We start from the raw sequence: 16,283 nt of genomic DNA, 5'->3' as shown, positions 1-16,283 counted from the left end.
TGCTTTAAAAGCGTACGGATGAATATCGTAGCCTTTGTACCGCCATTCTACGCAGAATTCTTTGCCGCCGGCCCGGATACCCGGAGCCTGTTTCCTGACAATCTGACCCAGAAAGAGGAAAAATTCTCGGCTTGCTATCCCATATCGCCGAAGCGCAGGATGATTTCGAGCGGCTGGATTAGCTCCTGCAGCAGCAGGGTGAAAAGCACCGCTGACTTGAGGTGTAAGACGCCCATTTCCATGGCTTCATAGACAGTTTTACTGGTGCCCTCGCCGACACGCTGGGCCCGGACTGAAACAACGCAACACAGCAGGCCTGGGCAAGTTTCCTGACCCATGTTGCGTTTAAGATGGACTTTCTCACTTAGCGTTGAGTTGAACGGGACCGGCATTCAAGCCGAAGCTGGAATTAAGATGGTTTTCCGTTTGACGCTCCCAACGAACCATCTTATACGCCGATCTCACGACACCTGCCCAGGTGGCGGAATTGGTAGACGCGCTAGCTTCAGGTGCTAGTGTCCGTATGGACGTGGAGGTTCGAGTCCTCTCCTGGGCACCATTTTCCCGAACATTGGAATTCAGCACTTCGCAGCAGATGACAACCATCCGCTGAAGCGTTGCTACGCACGCCGCTTCCTACGGGCACACAGGCACATTTGAGGCCGCGGTGTGTTGCGGGCCGTCGCCAGATACCGGCCATAAGCACGGGCTCTTTTTGAAGCAATTTGCTCAACTATTCACGCACATGCAGGAACCCATTAACCGTCTTGGATATAGCCGCGGCAGGATGCAGTAACTGCACCCTGCAAACCGGTTTCCGCCAGATATTTGACTTGACGCCGGTGGTGTATCTGCCCGGTCTGCAGCTTTGTCTGGCTCACTATCTTCTACTGCTCAGGCCCGCCGAGACGCCGGCCCACAGCATTGCAGATCACTGGGGCGTTTCTCACTTAGGCCGGTTTTCTCAGCTCTACCGCACTCGGTTTGGCGAACTGCCCAGCACCAAATGCGCTGCACCAGGGAAACCGGAAGAATCCTCAGGATCCGCACTTGCGCGGCAGTCAGGCAGTGGTTAAACGGGCATCATTGTTTTCCGCGGCAAGCGAAAAACAGCGCCGGTGTAGCTCAGCTGGTAGAGCACGTCATTCGTAATGATGGGGTCGTAGGTTCGAGTCCTATCACCGGCACCACTTATTTCATAAATACTCATATAAAACAGGATGTTAGCTGAAGTGAGATTCTGCTGGCCCCACTAAACGCCCCACTTTCAGTTTTCGATACCCTGGCATTCCGCAACGGTCTGGGATGGTCCTGCCGCCGGTTGCTGATGGCGGAATCACGGCCCCATGAAAGAGAAAGCCCCGCGCTGGGCGCGGCGTGTATTGCGGCAATTCTCAGCCTCTATTTTATGGCGTGGTACACCCCAGGTTTGCTGACAGGATATTGCGCACGCATGGGAGCAGATAGGTTTTCGGGGGTGAACGCTCAACTTTGCCTTAGCCCCCCCTCTGCCGGGGTGCATGGGGAAGTCGCACCGGCCCAGCGCCCATGCGACAACAGCGATATGAACGCGGGCCTGTTGCGGCGTCTCCCTTGGGCGATGGGGCGCCTGCAAGTTTCAAATAAGACCTTATAAAACAGAGGTTTTTAGAACTGACTTCACTGCGGCTGCGTCAGGGCAATTTCAGGGTGAATGCCGCGTCCAGAGCTTACTATTGCTTACCGGCGGACCTGATAAAAACTGACATTGAAGCCCGTGCAGCACGTTGGCAAATGCTGACCTTGGCAGCGCGTTCTTGGCGGTCACGGCTCCGGCTTCCTGTTGAAGAAAGTTGAAACCGGACAGCGGCACAGCGGCTGGCAAGGTGTTAAGGTTGGCGGCTCATGTGGAGAGGTCCAGCGCCCGTCGGCCAACTTGAAAAACAATCAATGGAAATCAAGCCGCACCCGGTCTTGTGTCCATCGCCTCCGTTGCACCTCTGCGATTCTGTTTCGGCCTTCTGGCGTCTTCGGGCCGGTCGAAAGTCCGCCATGAAACCGGCAGCGCCTCTTGCTAGGGATGGGCCTAGAACGGCAGGCGGTGCCCTTGCGGGTACGTGCGCCGCATTGCTTAGAAACGGTTTGGCTGCCAGCGGCGCCTATAATGCGTCAAAATATGAAATCGTCCACAGTTAGGGTTTCTGTTCTCTTAATTTCGATTTCGAAGTCATGCTCACTGTCACCGTCAACATCGCCCCTGACTAACAAGCTCCTGCCAATGTCTTTTAGCCAGATCGAGTTTGCAGCCGCACCACCTGCGCTAAAAGCAAATTCCTGGTCTCCAGCCTTGGAATTGTTAGCGTCGATGCCACTTAGGTTAATAAGGTCTTCCCCACTGTCAAATTTGAAAACCTTGTCTCGATTTTCCTTGCCGGGTTTACTATCTGAAGCCATGCAGAAAATGAACGTATCCGTGTCGTTGTCGACCCCCGCGTAGAGTTTGTCGCGCCCCGCATCACCTTTTATGCAGTCCGCCCCCTTGCCGCCTTTGAGAACATCATCACCTTCTCCTCCGGTAAGCTTGTCGTCCCCGCGTTTTCCTTTCAGAAAGTCGTTGCCTCCTTCGCCATTCAGGATGTCGTTGAGTGCTCCGCCGGACTGAGAATTGTTTAAGTCGTCTCCGGACCAAATGATGTCCCAGTCTCCAATCTGTGTCCCGCAACAGGGGGAACTTCCTGTGACTTCCGTGACTTCAAAGGTTTGCGCTCGAAAAAACATCACGACAGTTCCTTCCAATGCGACTGGGATGGAAAGTGGAAAGGAGCCACCCTGAAGCCCGTTAAGAACATCGGAACTAGGAACTGCCACGCCACTGAAAGCCGTTTCGTCAAACGAGAAAACGCTAATCAACGCTTGCGTGAACTCAAAGCCATTTGGAGTAAGGGTCGGAAATTCGGCGTCCAGAAGTACTCTGTCACTAATGTCTTGAGTTCCGTCGCTGATGCCGTCCCGAACTCGTATGGATGTGTAAGGATTGTTGCCGGTTGGCAGGGCTGAAAAATGCGTATCCCCGAAACTTAAAACAAGACTGCTCCACGGTGTGTAATATTCGTCATATGTGTACTCCGTGCCTGAGTAGTTTTCAGGGAATACATGTGACAAACTGGGATCAAAGGTCACGGCGACAGTAACTGTGTCTGTCTGCGGAATTCCCGTTACCGTGAAGAAGTCTTGCCCCTGGTAAGTGGGCGAGCTCAAGCCAGTAAATGTGAAAGTATACGTCACCTGGAAGCAGTTGGTGTCTGTTTTTTCATTCGATCCTTCAACTGTAGATGTGTGGTCCATTTTTCACCTCCGTATTTTATGGTGTAATTTTCCAGCCAAACTGTCCAAGCTCTCGCCGGTGTCAGCTGGAGAAGTATACTGCAACATACCTTTGAAGTCGTGCCTCCCTGCTTACGCCGCATAGTGGCTTAGGCGCGCGCCTTCCGGTTTCCGTCATTGCTGGTCCAAAAATTGGAATCACAGGTTGCTGTGACTCTGCTTTCGCACCGCTCGAGCCAAAAAGCGGTTGGATCTGGTCAAAGCACACCGGTATCCTCGCAATTTCTCGGCACACATAGGCGGGTTAACTCATTCATCCGCAGGCGTTTTTGCATCTGGTTTTAAATCTGCCCGCGCTCCCGTGGCAACTGGCTGCCTGTCACGGCAACGAGCCCAGCGCTTCCGCTGCGCTTGCGCGATTCTGTTTCGGCCCTCTGGCGTCTTCGGGCCGGTCGAAAGTCCGCCATGAAACCGGCAGCGCCTCTTGCTAGGGATGGGCCTAGAACGGCAGGCGGTGCCCTTGCGGGTACGTGCGCCGCATTTCTTAGAAAAGGATTGAACGGCAGCGAAGTCTAAGACCCCACCCCGCGCGCGTGTAGTGGTCGGAATATTGTCCCATTCCCTTCGCAGCCTTTGGGAGAATTGAAGCCGTTGGGGGGCCTCTAGTCCCATTGCCATGAGCAACCGCGAAGGCGCATAGCCGCGAAGGCGGGCCTTCCCTTTCCGTTCCCAGTATTTGACCGATGACGGGTGCAGCCCGGCCAAAGCCGCCAAGGCGGGGCGCGACAAGCCCCGGCGCAGGCGGTGCAGTTTCAGTTCCTCACCGGTCATGTGTTTAACTCCTGCCTCATGGCTAGATGTAGATATGTCCTGTTTTTTGTGACGCCTGATTTGGGAAATCGGCCTATCCCGTCACAATTTTTAGGACGGGATAGGTGCCACCTGCGGCCTTTTGTTCTGCCGCGTCACAATTACCGTGCCGCCCATGCACAAATTTTGTGCGGGGCTTTTGCATTTCCGGCCAGCGCATAAATGCCTTTCGGGCCGGTTTCCCGTCATGGGTCGGCAATTCGTCCAGCGCCCAATGCGCGGCCTCTCCGATACCGGCAGGGCCAAGGAAATGCCCGCGCGTCGCGTGAATGAAGCCGCGTTCTTCCAGTTCCTCGAACCAGCCACCCACAGTGTTGCGGTGGACATTCAATGCCTTCGCGGCATCCCGGTGGCTCAGGATGATTGTGCCGTTGTTGCTGCCGTTGTAACGCCGCTTCAATTCGACGTAGAGCGCACGGGGGCTGGGTTTGAGGCTCCCCCACGCGGGGGAAGCCTGCAGCCATTCGGGAAGCTGCACGTGGCGCCCAGCGCCGCGCTTGTGCCCCTTGTACGGTTTGCGGCTCATGGGGCGGTCTCCTGCTGCTCTATGGCCTTTGCCACCCGGCCCGCAATCCGCAGGCTCTTGCAGGTTCCAAGGTGCTGCCAGACGCTCCGAGCGTCTGACTCCTGGCGCTGCGCCCAGACGCTCCACAGGCCGCCGCAGGACGTGAGTTTAACCTTTGGCACGGGCAATCCCTCCGAAGTGGAGTTCTGCGTACAGGGCGGCGCGTGCGCGGCTCAGGCCGAACCGCAGTTGCAGGCGCCGAATTTGCGTTTCGCGCGGGGCGGGGCGGTGGATGCGTGTTCCCGTCATGCTGCATCCCCGTCCAGCAAATGCGCGGCACTGGGCGGATAGCGTAGGGATTTTGGATCGGTGCCGGGGCGCAGCCAGTAATGCTTGATATTATCCTTGCCCCGGTATTGGTCTTCGATGGGCCAATGGTATTCGGCACGCAGCTTGTGGATGACAGCGGCCAGCCGCCAGCCGTTCACTTCACGGATTTCGGTTTTGTGGGTCAGGGTGCGTCCAGCCACCAGGTTCTTGCAGACCCAAAAGGTTTGCGTTGGGCTGCTGTAAAAGCGGTTTCTGCTCATGTGATTGCCTTTGCTCTAAGGGGGCAAAGGGCGTATGCTGGCCGGGCCTCCAAGCCTTTAAGCCAATGACATACAGCCCGCTCCCCTGCGTTAATGGGGGCGGGTTTCGTTATGCTGCCTGACGGCTGCTCAGCCATTCGGCTATGGCGCTTTCCGGCCAGGCCACGGCCTTGCGGGTCAGGCGTACCGGGCGGGGAAACTCACCCCGGCTCATCATCGCGTAAATCGTGGTGCGGCTCAGGCCGGTGAGTGCTTCAACTTCGGGGCGGCGGTAATGCTTTTCAGCCATCTGGGAATGCTCCTGCATCTGGTGGTCGATGCAGGAATTGTGCTCGGACAAAAGGCGAACGAATAGGAGGCTAGGTACTGAAAAGGTATGCTAGGATAGCCGTTCATAGAAGCGGATTTTCGACCTGATTGTTAGAAGCGATACGGTGGGCGATCAAAAAACAACTATATTACAGGTGTTTGCGTTCGGGGGTAGGTTGGCTCAACCTGCCTAGAATTGTATATCGGTGTCGTCAATCTCGCCATAGGCAGAGTGCTCAGGGTAGCCGTATTTGTAGTTTTCAATCGGGCCTTCTTCCTTATCCGATTGGTGCTCAATCGAACCTGAGGTAGGGTTAGCACCCCCTCCGGTGTTCCAGTTTACGATTTTAGCCAGCTCATCTGCTACGGTCGGGGAGACAATCCCGTTCTCATCGCCAACGCCGTAGCGTGAAGCGTTGCTTTGCAACCAGGCGCTGACGGTCTTCTTTACACTGGAGTGCCTCGCGGCGCCGGTCACAGCTTCCCAAGCTGCGACACAAGCCGCCAGTTTTGCCGAGTAGCGAGGATGTTCCCTGTTTTGGAATGAGTCCTCGCGTCCTTTGGGGAAAAAGAACGAAGGATAGAAGCCCTTGGATGCTAGCCAAGCCTTTAAGTCGTCGACAGATACCAGCGTTTCCTTCCAATTGGGCTCTTTGCAAATGTAAAGAAATTTGGAGCTTCTCAACTCATCCACGCTAAAGTTGGTGAGGGTTTTCCCCGGAACTGTTGCCAGTTTCTCTCCATAGACATCGATCCTCGCGACTAGCATATCGTAGCTAATTTGCTCTTCGTTAGGCATCTGGGTGATTTCGTAAGGCATGTCGCCCTCCCAGCCCATAACAGTGCCGCGTGTAGAAAGCTTTACTGTTGCTCGCAGCTTATTGCTAAGAATGGCTGAGCGAAGCGCCTTGTTGGCGGCGCTGTAACCCTCATAGTTGGTATACTGGTGCCATACTCCTTCGTTGTCTTCGAACTCGTGGCTAGGGTCATTTCCCGTAATGAGGATGGCTGCATCTACCACCGACAGTTCGTCTGCTAAACGCCAATAATCCAATGGTGCCGGACCACCATGGTTGTTGTATCCGCTCATCTTCCTGCAATCCTCACAATCTCTGCTTGGTTCCTTGTCACGAAATCCGCCCAGCGGCCCACCAAGACACGGCGCTGTTCGAGGTGGTCTGTGCGCCGATAGGCACGTTCAACGCTGCCTCCGACGGAATGGCCCAGGGAGGTTTCGGAAACCTCAAAGGGCGTGTTCGTGGTCTCTGCCACCCAATCCCGGAAACTGGACCGGAATCCGTGCGGACGGGCCTCCATCTCCCTGCGCTCCATCAGCCGCGCCATGGTGGCATCGCTGATAACGCCCTTGCGGACGCTGGGGAACAGGAAGCCGTCGCGCTGATGCTCTTTCGCGGCCTCGATGACCGCCAGCGCCTCCGGGCTGAGCGGGACGCGGAAATCTGATGTGGCATCCTTGCGGCCCTTCACGGTCTCTGCCGGGATGGTCCAAACATCGCCGTCGATCTGGTCAACGTGCATGAAGCGCAGCGGCCCGGACCGGACCGCCGTAAGGATAAGCAGGCGCAGGGCAAGGTGGGTTACGGTGCATTCATCCAGACTGGCATAGAAGGCCGGCACGTCGGCCCAGGGCAGCGCCGGGATGTGCTTTGCCTTATGGCGCTGCTTGCCCAGCAGGGCGCGGGCCTTTTCCACGGCCTGCAAGTCCACATCCAAGCCCAGCGCGGCGGCGTGTTTCAGACAGATGCCCAGCCGGTTCATTGCCTTGCGGGCGGTTTCGGCTTTGTCGTGCCAGATGGGGGCCAGCGTGTCCCGTATGTCGATCTGGTCAATATCGGCCACGGGTACAGCGCCCAGGCGGGGCAGAACGTGAATTTCCAAAGGGGAGAACCAGCGGCCCGCCTTACCGTCGCCTTTCAGTTCAGCCTTGCGTGCCTCGAAGGCGTCAACGGCAATATCCCGCAGCAGGTGCATGTTGCGTTCTGCCTGCCTGCGCTCCCTCTGGCGTTCTTTGATGGGGTCCAACCCTTGCCGGGCCACGGCGCGCCATTTCGCGGCTTCTTCGCGGGCATCTTTCAGCGTCACCTCTGGATAGGTGCCCAGCCCCATTTCCCGGCGGCGGCCATGCACGGTGACAAACAGCAGCCACTTGCCGCGCTCCGGACTGCGCTTGTGAAGCCAGAGATTGCCGCCATCGCCATGCTTCCCGGTTTCGGCTGCCTTGACCTTCGCAGCGCTGAGTTTGTTCGTTTCCCTCATTGGTCCTGAACGCCCCTCGATTTACTGGCCCCACTTATAGCCCCATCTCTATATCTTGTATATGTGGGAATATTGCGGAACAAGTGGGAACGATAGAAATCAAGTAAGTTATTGAAAATAAGCGCTATGAATATTGCGGCGGAACGTCCGGGAACTACTCAGAATGCTTGTTCAATGCCTATCACCGGCACCAATTCTTTCAAAACCTTACAGCTTTTTGAGCAGTGTCCCAACGGTTGGTGTAATCAGAGCCCCCTGTTTCCGAATAAGAGAAGCATGCATCCTTATGCCTTATTGGCAATAATGGGACATTGGCGACCCCGGCAGGATTCGAACCTGCAACCTGCCCCTTAGGAGGGGGCTGCTCTATCCAGTTGAGCCACGGAGCCATGCCTGGCTACGAGATAACAAATCCCTCCTGCGATCACAATGGGATGGGCGCAGCCAGTTGCCGATTTGCCGCGCGCAGTTTCCATTGTGCAGCGCCCGATGTCTGCGCTAACGTTGCACACAGCAATAACACGAGGCTCAGGAACGTGACCACGGACAGCAAGCGCCCTCTCACCCTTCGCGATGTATCCGAAGCAACCGGTGTCTCCGAAATGACCGTGAGCCGCGTGCTGCGCAACCGCGGCGACGTGTCGGAAAAAACCCGAACCAAAGTGCTGAGCGCCGCCAAGGAACTGGGCTATGTGCCCAACAAGATCGCCGGCGCGCTGGCCTCGAACCGCGTGAACCTGGTGGCGGTGATCATCCCGTCGCTGTCGAACATGGTTTTCCCCGAGGTGCTGACCGGCGTCAACAAGGTGCTGGAAAACACCGAACTGCAGCCGGTGGTCGGTGTCACCGACTACCAGCCCGAGAAGGAGGAAAAAGTGCTCTACGAGATGCTCTCGTGGCGTCCCTCCGGCGTGATCATTGCCGGGTTGGAACATACCGAGGCTGCCCGTGCCATGTTGAACAGCGCCGGTATTCCGGTGGTGGAAATCATGGATACCGATGGCAAGCCGGTGGATGCGATGGTCGGTATTTCCCACCGCCGCGCGGGCCGTGAAATGGCGAAGGCGATCCTCAAAGCCGGCTACCGGCACATTGGCTTCATGGGCACCAAGATGCCCTTGGACCACCGTGCCCGGAAGCGGTTCGAAGGTTTCACCGAAGCGCTGGCCAAGGAAGGCGTGGAAATTGAAGACCGCGAGTTTTATTCCGGCGGCTCGGCGCTCGCTAAAGGCCGCGAGATGACCCAGGCCATGCTGGAACGCTCACCAGATCTTGATTTTCTTTACTATTCCAACGATATGATCGGCGCAGGCGGATTGCTGTACCTGCAGGATCAGGGAATTAGTGTTCCCGGTCAAATTGGTCTTGCAGGTTTCAATGGAGTGGAGCTGCTGCAGGGTCTGCCCCGCAAGCTGGCCACGATGGATGCCTGCCGCCTGGACATCGGGCGCAAAGCGGCCGAAATCATCGCGGCACAGTTGGAAGATCCCGACGCAGAGATCGAAAAGCATGTCACACTGACCCCCACGATATCCTTTGGTGACACCCTGAAACGGCGTTGACCCGGCTGACCAATCAATGCGCGCGGCGGTTGTTCCTGGACCGTCACGCCCTGCTGGAGCAGCCAGCGGGACCGGCCAGGGGGGCAGAACTTCTGTCGCTGATACAGCGGCTGGGTTTTGTTCAGCTCGACAGCATCAGCACGGTGGCGCGGGCGCATGACATGATCCTTTATTCACGTCGGGCGGGATACCGCGCCAAGCATTTAAAACAGTTATACGAACGCGACCGGGGATTGTTTGAGCACTGGACCCACGATGCCGCGATGATCCCGATGGCGTTCTACCCGCATTGGCACTTACGGTTCCGCCGTGACACAGAATTGCTGCGCAAGCGCTGGCGCAATTGGCGGCGCGACGGGTTTGAAGAACGGTTCGGGAAAGTTCTGAACCACGTGCGGGATCATGGGCCAGTCAGCTCCTCTGACGTGGGCAAGGACGAGAAAAAAGGCTCCGGCGGCTGGTGGGACTGGCACCCGTCTAAAACCGCGCTAGAGTATCTCTGGCGTTCCGGCGCGCTGACTGTGGTGGGCCGCGACGGGTTTCAGAAACAATATGACCTGACCGAGCGGGTGATCGACGAGCATCTGCGCCCTGGCCCCTCCTGCGACGAGACCGCGACCATTAACTGGCTTTGTTCCGCCGCGCTGGACCGCTTGGGCTTTGCCACCTCCGGCGAGCTTGCCGCATTCTGGGACACCGCCTCTCCGGCGGAAGCCAAGAGCTGGTGCGCCGAACAGACACGTCTGGGAGAACTGGAAGAAATTGAAATCGAACAGGCCGACGGCAAGGCGCGTAAAACGTTCACCCGTCCTGGCACCGTGAAAGCCGCAACGGAATTGGGTCCGGCACCAGGCAGGATGCGGGTGCTTAGTCCCTTTGACCCCGTCCTGCGCGACCGCAAACGAGCGGAACGGCTGTTCGGTTTCCGCTATAGGATCGAGGTTTTCACCCCCGCGCCCAAGCGCCAGTACGGCTATTACGTTTTTCCATTGCTGGAAGGCACACGTCTGGTTGGCCGCATCGATATGAAGGCTGACCGGGACGCAGAATGTCTGCGCGTCACCGCCGTCTGGCCCGAGCAGGATGTCAAATGGTCACCGGCCCGTGCCAAGCGGCTGGAGGCAGAACTGGACCGGGTTGCACGCTTTGCAGGCCTCAGCAGAGTATGCTTCACAGACGGCTGGCTGCGCTGACCGAAACTACTCCGGCCCCAGGTTCGCTTCGATCACTTGCCGGTAATCTTTCGGCGCGGGTTTTGCTCTGAAGCTCTCCGGAGCAATGAAAACGCAGACAAACCTGCCTTCAAAACACAGCTTTTCATTCTGCCGCGCGTTCACACGGAAGGTCACCGACTTACTGCCAAGAGCGGAGGGCCAGACATCGCAGATCAGCCGGTGCCGCGGGGTAACTGGAGAGCGAAAATCGATGCTCATATGCACAAACGGCGTGCCAGTGCCGCGGTCCAGTTCCATCTGGTACCAGCCATCACCGCCCAAGTGGTGCTCCCACCAGGCGTCAATCGCTTCCAGCGCAAAGGCCGGGAGCCGTCCGGTATAGGCTATCCGGGCCGGATCGCAGTCACCCCAGCCCACGCGGATTTCATGGGTAAATCCCTGCTGCACCAAAGCGGAGTTATCTTTTGTCATGCCAGCGCCCTCATTGCATCAGCATCAGCGGCAGCAGGGTAATGACCGGAAAGGCCACCAGAATGATCACTCGGATAATATCGGAGGCAACAAAGAACATCACTGCCTTGTAGGTGTCGATCATCCGGGTCTTACGGTCCATCGCATTGATGATGAACAGGTTCATCCCCACCGGCGGGGTAATCAGTCCGACCTCGACCACGATCAGCACCAGAATCCCGAACCAGATGGCGACATATTCCGCCTCGATCCGGTTAACCCGGCCTTCGGTTATGCGGATGCCCAGTTCTTTCATCTGCTCGCGGGTAAGCTCTGCTCCGGCAGCAATGGCGTCCTTGATCGAGGCAAGCATCTCTGCCCCCATACCCTCAGGCACTCCAGCCTTCAGCACCTCCATCGCCGCATCCGCCTGCATCGCGGACAGCGACAGCAGACCGAAATCCATCGCCGAGATTACCGGAAAGAAAATCGGGATTGTCAGCAAGATCATCGACAGAGAGTCCATCAGGCAGCCGAAAACCAAGTAGAACCCCAGGATGAGCGCCAGCACGACCCAAGGGCTGAGCCCCTGACTTACAACGAAATCAGCCAGCTCTTGCGGTACTTTTGTGAGCGCCAGGAACCCATTGTAAAAGCCAGCACCCAGCACGATGAAGAAGATCATTGCCGTGGAGCGCGCGGTCACCAGGAAGCTGTCTGCCAGCGTCTCGCGGGTCAGCCCCCCATTGGTCCAGGCTATGAAGCCAGTTCCGAATGCGCCCACAGCCGCGCCCTCGGTCGGTGTGAACCAGCCGAGATAAATGCCGCCCACCACAAGGCCAAACACCAGCAGCACCGGCCAGACGTGCACCAGTGCCGCAAACCGCTCGCGCATTGGCACCGGCGGGCGGGTGCCGGCACTTTCCGGGAACAGGCGCACATAGATAGAGATCGCGATCACATAGCCCAGCGCCGCCAGCAGGCCGGGGACGAAGGCCGACAGGAACAGCTTGGCAATGTTCTGCTCGGTCAGGATGGCATAGATCACCAGCACCACCGAGGGCGGGATCAGGATGCCCAACGTGCCGCCCGCCGCCAGTGTCGCAGTCGAAAACCCGCCGGCGTAGCCGTATTGCTTCAGCTCGGGCAGCGCGACCCGGCCCATCGTCGCAGCGGTAGCCAAAGACGAACCGCAGATCGCGCCAAAGCCTGCACAGGCACCGATGGCGGCCATCGCAACACCGCCTTTGCGGTGGCCCAGGAACCCTTCAGCCGCTTTGAACAACGCGGTGGACATGCCGCCCAGGGTCGCGAAATGACCCATCAGCAGGAACATCGGCACGATGGTCAGCGAATAGGAAGAGAAGGTCGAATAGGTCTCGCTTTTCAGCCGACCGAACGCCACCTGTGTGCCATCCGTAACCCAGATCAGGCCGCCAAGGCCGACCAGAAACATAGAAAGGCCGATAGGAACCCGCAGAAAGATCAGCAGCATCAGAACCGGGAAGGAGGCGATGCCAATTTCAAGAGCCGTCACTGTTCGCCCTCCACGCCGTCCCAGATCAGGATCCGGCCGGTAAAAAATTCTATGGTGCGGATTGCACCCATGTAGATGCCGACGATGGCCGCTACGACCGCCGCCACTAAGCTGATGGCGTAAGTCCACCAGACCGGGAATTCGAGCAGGAAGGAAGTTTCGCCATTGGAATACTTGCCCGCAAGCCCGGCCCCTAGCCGCCAGGCAATCAGAACCAGAGCCGCGGCAAAGACAACTTCGGTCACCATCCGCAGAAACCGCTTCACGCCGCGCGGAAACGCATTGGCGACCACATCAACCGAGGCATGGCCCGCGGTAATCTGGCACAGCGGCAGAAAAGCGAAGATGGCAAAGGCCACGCCGGCCTCGACCAGCTCGAAATCGCCGTTGACCGGCCCGACCCAGCCCGTCATCCACTTTGAGAACCCCGGTGCAATCCGCTCCATCATTTCGCCATGGAAGAAGCCATTGAGCAAACGCCCGGCGATCGAAACACATGTCAGAATGATCAGAAGAGTGAGGACCGCACCGCCCAGGTAGGCCATGGAGTTGGCCAGCCGCATCATGAGCTTGTGCATCGTTCAGTTGCCTTATTCCGGTATGCAAAGGGCCGCAGTGCCAATGCCGCGCGGCCCTTCACCTTTATCAGTCTAAACGCCTTACTGGTACTGCGGCGTGTATTTCTCGATCAGCGCGCTGGCTTCCTCGATCAGCGCGGCACCGTCGATGCCCTTTTCCTTCATGTCAGCGATCCACTGGTCATAGATCGGCTGCGCATGCTCGCGCCAGATGGCGGTCTGTTCTTCGTCCAGGGTGATGACGTTGTTGCCCAGATCCAGCGCCATCTCGCGCGAAGGGCCATCGGAATCCGCCTGGGTACCGCCGGCAAAGACCGAGAATTCCAGGCCGGAATTGTCGTCGATTGCCTTTTTCAGGTCATCCGGCAGGCTCTCGTACTTTTCCTTGTTCATCGCCAGAACAAAGGTCAGCGTGTAAAGCGCTTTGCCGGTGAACTCGGTGTGGTTTTCCACCAGTTCCGGAACCTTGAGGGCCGAGGTCACTTCCCACGGAATGGTGGTGCCGTCGATCACGCCCTTAGACAGGCCTTCCGGTATCGCTGGAACCGGCATCCCTACCGGGGTTGCACCCAGTTCGGTCAGCAGTGCGTTGACCGACCGGCCGCCGCCACGGATTTTCATGCCTTCCAGATCTTCGGGCGTCTCCACAGGATCCGAAGTGTGGATCAGTCCAGGCCCATGCACCCAGGTACCCAGGATGTGGACATCCTTGAACTCGGTGTCCTTCATGTGCTTGTCGAACATTTCCCAATAAGCGTGCGACACAGCGCGCGCATTGGTCATCATGAACGGCAGCTCAAACACTTCGGTCGACGGGTAGCGCCCCGGGGTATAGCCCACCACGGTCCAGACGATATCCGCCACGCCATCGATGGCTTGGTCCATCAGCTCAGGCGGCTTGCCGCCCAGCTGCATCGACGGGAAGCGGTCAATCTTGATGCGCCCGCCCGAGGATTCCTCGACGTTGTCCGCCCAGACATCCAGGATCAGTTTCGGCACGTTTGCCTGTGCTGGCAGGAACTGGTGCAGTTTCAGGGTCACCTCCTGAGCAAATGCCGGCATCGCGCCGAACATTGCCAAGGCTGCGGCCCCCGCTGCCCCCAAAAGCTTTCTCCGAGTAGTCATGTCTGTCCTCCCTTAGACCAAATCATTTACCGGGCCCGCCGCTCTCGCAACATTATTGCGACGGATGGCGGAGTTCTTTCTGTTTCCGCCGCCATGACCCCGCATGGGGTTCGTTAAACGAACCAGTTGCATACCTGCTATTAGGTGCATTTGTAACTATCAACAGTGGATTATGCATTTATCATTCATGAATTCTGCATGCATTTTCTGGTCACAGACAAATTCGACACCTCATGTGTTACGGAGTTCCCAATACCCATCCTTAAACTGATACATATCGAGACCGCCGGATAGCAACAACAATCATGGCTTGGCACCGCCTAGTGTCATTCCGCAGCAACCAGCCTCAGGTCAACGGCTGGCAACCCATCAACCCCGCCGCGCATCCGGTCGCCTGCCTGAACGGAGCCCACACCGGCGGGAGTTCCAGTCAGAATCACATCCCCGGGACGCAGGTGATAGAAGCCGGACAGATGGCAGATAATCTCTTCAACGGACCAGATCATATCCTCCAGCGCAGCGTCCTGCCGGACCTCCCCGTTCACCTCCAGCCAGATCCGCCGGCCAGACGGATTGCCCCAGTCTGACGCCCGGGTCAGCGGCGCGAACACCGTGCCATTTTCCAAATCCTTGCCCAGATCCCAAGGACGCTGCTTCTGCCGCTCGCGGATCTGCAAATCGCGCCGGGTCATATCCAGCGCGCACCCATAGCCAAAGACAGCAGCCTGCGCCACTTCTGCGCCTGCCCGGAACACCGGCGCGCCAATCGCCACCGCCAACTCCATCTCATAATGAAAGTTTTCGGTGCCAGGCGGATAAGGCACGACTGCGCCTGTCAGCACCGCATTGGCAGCCGCCTTGGTGAAGTAGAAGGGCGACTCCCGGTCCACCTCGTTGCCCATTTCGGCAGCATGGGCTGCGTAATTTCGTCCGACACAGAATATCCTGCCCACCGGGTATCCAGCCGGTTCTCCGGCCACCGGAACCACCAGCGTTTCCGGTAGTTTGAACAAAAGCTCACCCATCTAAGAATTCCTCACAACTTTTCTGCCGCATTCCGCCCCCACAAGTCAGAGCCGCAATCTAAGAGCCTGTAAACCCCGCTTGACGCTTGTAGGAATTTGAATGGCCGTTCCCTTGGCCTGCCAGCGAAGCCATTGCCGCAGTTTTGTCAAACGCACTGAACCGTTGTGACAGTTCTTTCCTCAAGCCGGGAGGCTCTTTCTGGACGCTTCGGCTCTGCACCTACCTGCTTGCCTATTCCGGGCCGATGCGCCCAGTGATTCCGATCTGCTGCGCTCGCCTTGCCAAATTTACCCGGCCAATGAATGCGGAACATCCGGCCCCCCTCCGAGGTTCTGCTGCGAAGAGATCTGCCGCCCGCGGCTTCAGCCGAGCAGTTTCTTAGTGGCTTAGAGGTCATCGGCACCGGTAGGTGTCAGCCTTCACCCGTGCCGCAACCCAGAAGTTCCATCGTAGTTTTTTGGCTCGGCACCGCACGCCACCAGCGGTTTCCTGGCGTACCCGGTTTCATCCACGATCAAGAGCGACGGTCTTACATGGAAGCGGATTTTGTCGGCCAAGCGCCCGTCACGCTCAGCCTTGACCAGGGCCCCGATTAGCTCAGCCAATGTTGCGCGATAGACCTGCTTTCCAGCCTTCACAGCCGCTACGACCAGTGCCGTCGCCAGGTGGGACTTGCCGGTACCAGGAGGGCCCAGGAGGTGGGCGACCTCGGTGCGGCGAATGAAGTCCAGCCGCGCCAGCGCGGCAATCCGTTCCCGATCAAGCGAGGGCTGGAAGGGGAGGTCAAAACCTTTCGGTGTTTTGATTGGCATCAACTTAGCGGTCTTCAGCGAAACATCAATCCGGCGGGTTTCCCGGTTGGTGTATTCCTCGCTGACCAGTGCCTCCAGTGCCTCGATCCCTGAGATCCCGCCTTGTTCCGGCTTCTGCAAGGTGTGGTCCAACGCTTCAAGGGCGCGCGGCCTCTTCAGGCCGG

The 16,283-nt window shown here is 57.8% G+C and carries 18 protein-coding genes and 3 tRNA genes; 5 read left to right on the top strand and 16 right to left on the bottom strand.

The window, feature by feature from the left end:
- Window positions 1-134 precede the first annotated feature (134 nt).
- On the bottom strand, window positions 135-338 hold the full coding sequence (locus tag AC0KW6_RS11030; RefSeq protein WP_474034897.1) for a hypothetical protein: 204 nt from the start codon (window positions 336-338) through the stop codon (window positions 135-137).
- 134 nt (window positions 339-472) lie between these two features.
- Between AC0KW6_RS11030 and AC0KW6_RS11025 the strand changes: the two genes are divergently transcribed.
- From AC0KW6_RS11025 to AC0KW6_RS11015, 3 genes are all read left to right on the top strand, one after another.
- Window positions 473-559, top strand: a tRNA-Leu gene (locus AC0KW6_RS11025).
- Window positions 560-725: 166 nt separating this feature from the next.
- Window positions 726-1,076 (top strand): helix-turn-helix domain-containing protein, encoded by a 351-nt coding sequence (locus tag AC0KW6_RS11020; protein WP_474034896.1) that lies wholly within the window; start codon window positions 726-728, stop codon window positions 1,074-1,076.
- Window positions 1,077-1,114: 38 nt separating this feature from the next.
- Window positions 1,115-1,190: transfer RNA gene (locus tag AC0KW6_RS11015), tRNA-Thr, on the top strand.
- Between the two features lie 736 nt (window positions 1,191-1,926).
- Here AC0KW6_RS11015 and AC0KW6_RS11010 read toward each other — a convergent pair.
- From AC0KW6_RS11010 to AC0KW6_RS10970, 9 genes are all read right to left on the bottom strand, one after another.
- Complete coding sequence (locus AC0KW6_RS11010) at window positions 1,927-2,142, bottom strand: HGGxSTG domain-containing protein (protein WP_474034926.1); 216 nt, start codon at window positions 2,140-2,142, stop codon at window positions 1,927-1,929.
- Window positions 2,143-2,148: 6 nt separating this feature from the next.
- Window positions 2,149-3,324, bottom strand: a complete 1,176-nt coding sequence (locus AC0KW6_RS11005) for a calcium-binding protein (protein WP_474034895.1) — start codon at window positions 3,322-3,324, stop codon at window positions 2,149-2,151.
- 288 nt (window positions 3,325-3,612) lie between these two features.
- Window positions 3,613-3,975, bottom strand: a complete 363-nt coding sequence (locus AC0KW6_RS11000) for an HGGxSTG domain-containing protein (protein ID WP_474034925.1) — start codon at window positions 3,973-3,975, stop codon at window positions 3,613-3,615.
- A gap of 232 nt (window positions 3,976-4,207) precedes the next feature.
- Window positions 4,208-4,699: a helix-turn-helix domain-containing protein gene (locus AC0KW6_RS10995; protein ID WP_474034894.1), complete on the bottom strand. Its 492-nt coding sequence runs from the start codon at window positions 4,697-4,699 to the stop codon at window positions 4,208-4,210.
- A gap of 284 nt (window positions 4,700-4,983) precedes the next feature.
- Window positions 4,984-5,268 (bottom strand): hypothetical protein, encoded by a 285-nt coding sequence (locus AC0KW6_RS10990; RefSeq protein ID WP_474034893.1) that lies wholly within the window; start codon window positions 5,266-5,268, stop codon window positions 4,984-4,986.
- Between the two features lie 109 nt (window positions 5,269-5,377).
- Complete coding sequence (locus AC0KW6_RS10985; protein ID WP_369927306.1) at window positions 5,378-5,557, bottom strand: helix-turn-helix transcriptional regulator; 180 nt, start codon at window positions 5,555-5,557, stop codon at window positions 5,378-5,380.
- A gap of 210 nt (window positions 5,558-5,767) precedes the next feature.
- The gene (locus tag AC0KW6_RS10980) at window positions 5,768-6,667 is read right to left on the bottom strand and encodes a hypothetical protein (RefSeq protein WP_474034892.1); all 900 of its coding nucleotides are present in this window, start codon (window positions 6,665-6,667) and stop codon (window positions 5,768-5,770) included.
- On the bottom strand, window positions 6,664-7,854 hold the full coding sequence (locus AC0KW6_RS10975) for a tyrosine-type recombinase/integrase (RefSeq protein ID WP_474034891.1): 1,191 nt from the start codon (window positions 7,852-7,854) through the stop codon (window positions 6,664-6,666). Before AC0KW6_RS10975 ends, AC0KW6_RS10980 begins: the two co-directional genes overlap by 4 nt.
- A 312-nt stretch (window positions 7,855-8,166) precedes the next feature.
- Window positions 8,167-8,243, bottom strand: a tRNA-Arg gene (locus tag AC0KW6_RS10970).
- A gap of 147 nt (window positions 8,244-8,390) precedes the next feature.
- Here AC0KW6_RS10970 and AC0KW6_RS10965 point away from each other — a divergent pair.
- Together AC0KW6_RS10965 and AC0KW6_RS10960 are read left to right on the top strand one after the other, a co-directional pair.
- The gene (locus tag AC0KW6_RS10965) at window positions 8,391-9,416 is read left to right on the top strand and encodes a LacI family DNA-binding transcriptional regulator (protein ID WP_323776972.1); all 1,026 of its coding nucleotides are present in this window, start codon (window positions 8,391-8,393) and stop codon (window positions 9,414-9,416) included.
- Entirely contained in the window at window positions 9,413-10,609 is a 1,197-nt protein-coding gene (locus AC0KW6_RS10960) for a winged helix-turn-helix domain-containing protein (RefSeq protein WP_474034890.1), read from the top strand. The genes AC0KW6_RS10965 and AC0KW6_RS10960 overlap by 4 nt, the downstream gene beginning before the upstream one ends.
- Window positions 10,610-10,615: 6 nt before the next feature.
- On the opposite strand, the gene AC0KW6_RS10955 is transcribed toward AC0KW6_RS10960, so the two are convergent.
- From AC0KW6_RS10955 to AC0KW6_RS10930, 6 genes are all read right to left on the bottom strand, one after another.
- Window positions 10,616-11,062, bottom strand: coding sequence for an acyl-CoA thioesterase (locus tag AC0KW6_RS10955; protein ID WP_323776976.1), 447 nt, complete (start codon window positions 11,060-11,062; stop codon window positions 10,616-10,618).
- A 10-nt stretch (window positions 11,063-11,072) separates the two neighbouring features.
- On the bottom strand, window positions 11,073-12,578 hold the full coding sequence (locus AC0KW6_RS10950; RefSeq protein ID WP_474034889.1) for a TRAP transporter large permease: 1,506 nt from the start codon (window positions 12,576-12,578) through the stop codon (window positions 11,073-11,075).
- Complete coding sequence (locus AC0KW6_RS10945; RefSeq protein WP_474034888.1) at window positions 12,575-13,156, bottom strand: TRAP transporter small permease; 582 nt, start codon at window positions 13,154-13,156, stop codon at window positions 12,575-12,577. The genes AC0KW6_RS10950 and AC0KW6_RS10945 overlap by 4 nt, the downstream gene beginning before the upstream one ends.
- Window positions 13,157-13,237: 81 nt before the next feature.
- Window positions 13,238-14,281, bottom strand: coding sequence for a TRAP transporter substrate-binding protein (locus AC0KW6_RS10940; RefSeq protein ID WP_474034887.1), 1,044 nt, complete (start codon window positions 14,279-14,281; stop codon window positions 13,238-13,240).
- A 326-nt stretch (window positions 14,282-14,607) separates the two neighbouring features.
- A complete protein-coding gene (locus tag AC0KW6_RS10935; protein ID WP_323776982.1) occupies window positions 14,608-15,306 on the bottom strand; it encodes a fumarylacetoacetate hydrolase family protein in 699 nt (232 codons plus the stop codon).
- Window positions 15,307-15,726: 420 nt separating this feature from the next.
- Window positions 15,727-16,251, bottom strand: a complete 525-nt coding sequence (locus tag AC0KW6_RS10930; RefSeq protein ID WP_474034886.1) for an ATP-binding protein — start codon at window positions 16,249-16,251, stop codon at window positions 15,727-15,729.
- Window positions 16,252-16,283 lie beyond the last annotated feature (32 nt).

It is taken from the genome of Leisingera sp. SA215, assembly GCF_055902035.1.
Note: the sequence above shows the minus strand (reverse complement) of the source record. Positions and strands in the feature narration are given on the sequence as shown.

Bases quoted from the DNA above. Each gene is read 5' to 3' on its own strand.
- AC0KW6_RS10935 (WP_323776982.1), bottom strand. From the start codon at position 15,306: ATGGGTGAGCTTTTGTTCAAACTACCGGAAACGCTGGTGGTTCCGGTG.
- AC0KW6_RS11030 (WP_474034897.1), bottom strand. From the start codon at position 338: ATGGGTCAGGAAACTTGCCCAGGCCTGCTGTGTTGCGTTGTTTCAGTC.
- AC0KW6_RS10945 (WP_474034888.1), bottom strand. From the start codon at position 13,156: ATGCACAAGCTCATGATGCGGCTGGCCAACTCCATGGCCTACCTGGGC.
- AC0KW6_RS10980 (WP_474034892.1), bottom strand. From the start codon at position 6,667: ATGAGCGGATACAACAACCATGGTGGTCCGGCACCATTGGATTATTGG.
- AC0KW6_RS10940 (WP_474034887.1), bottom strand. From the start codon at position 14,281: ATGACTACTCGGAGAAAGCTTTTGGGGGCAGCGGGGGCCGCAGCCTTG.
- AC0KW6_RS10955 (WP_323776976.1), bottom strand. From the start codon at position 11,062: ATGACAAAAGATAACTCCGCTTTGGTGCAGCAGGGATTTACCCATGAA.
- AC0KW6_RS10985 (WP_369927306.1), bottom strand. From the start codon at position 5,557: ATGGCTGAAAAGCATTACCGCCGCCCCGAAGTTGAAGCACTCACCGGC.
- AC0KW6_RS10990 (WP_474034893.1), bottom strand. From the start codon at position 5,268: ATGAGCAGAAACCGCTTTTACAGCAGCCCAACGCAAACCTTTTGGGTC.
- AC0KW6_RS11000 (WP_474034925.1), bottom strand. From the start codon at position 3,975: ATGGGACTAGAGGCCCCCCAACGGCTTCAATTCTCCCAAAGGCTGCGA.
- AC0KW6_RS10975 (WP_474034891.1), bottom strand. From the start codon at position 7,854: ATGAGGGAAACGAACAAACTCAGCGCTGCGAAGGTCAAGGCAGCCGAA.
- AC0KW6_RS11005 (WP_474034895.1), bottom strand. From the start codon at position 3,324: ATGGACCACACATCTACAGTTGAAGGATCGAATGAAAAAACAGACACC.
- AC0KW6_RS10995 (WP_474034894.1), bottom strand. From the start codon at position 4,699: ATGAGCCGCAAACCGTACAAGGGGCACAAGCGCGGCGCTGGGCGCCAC.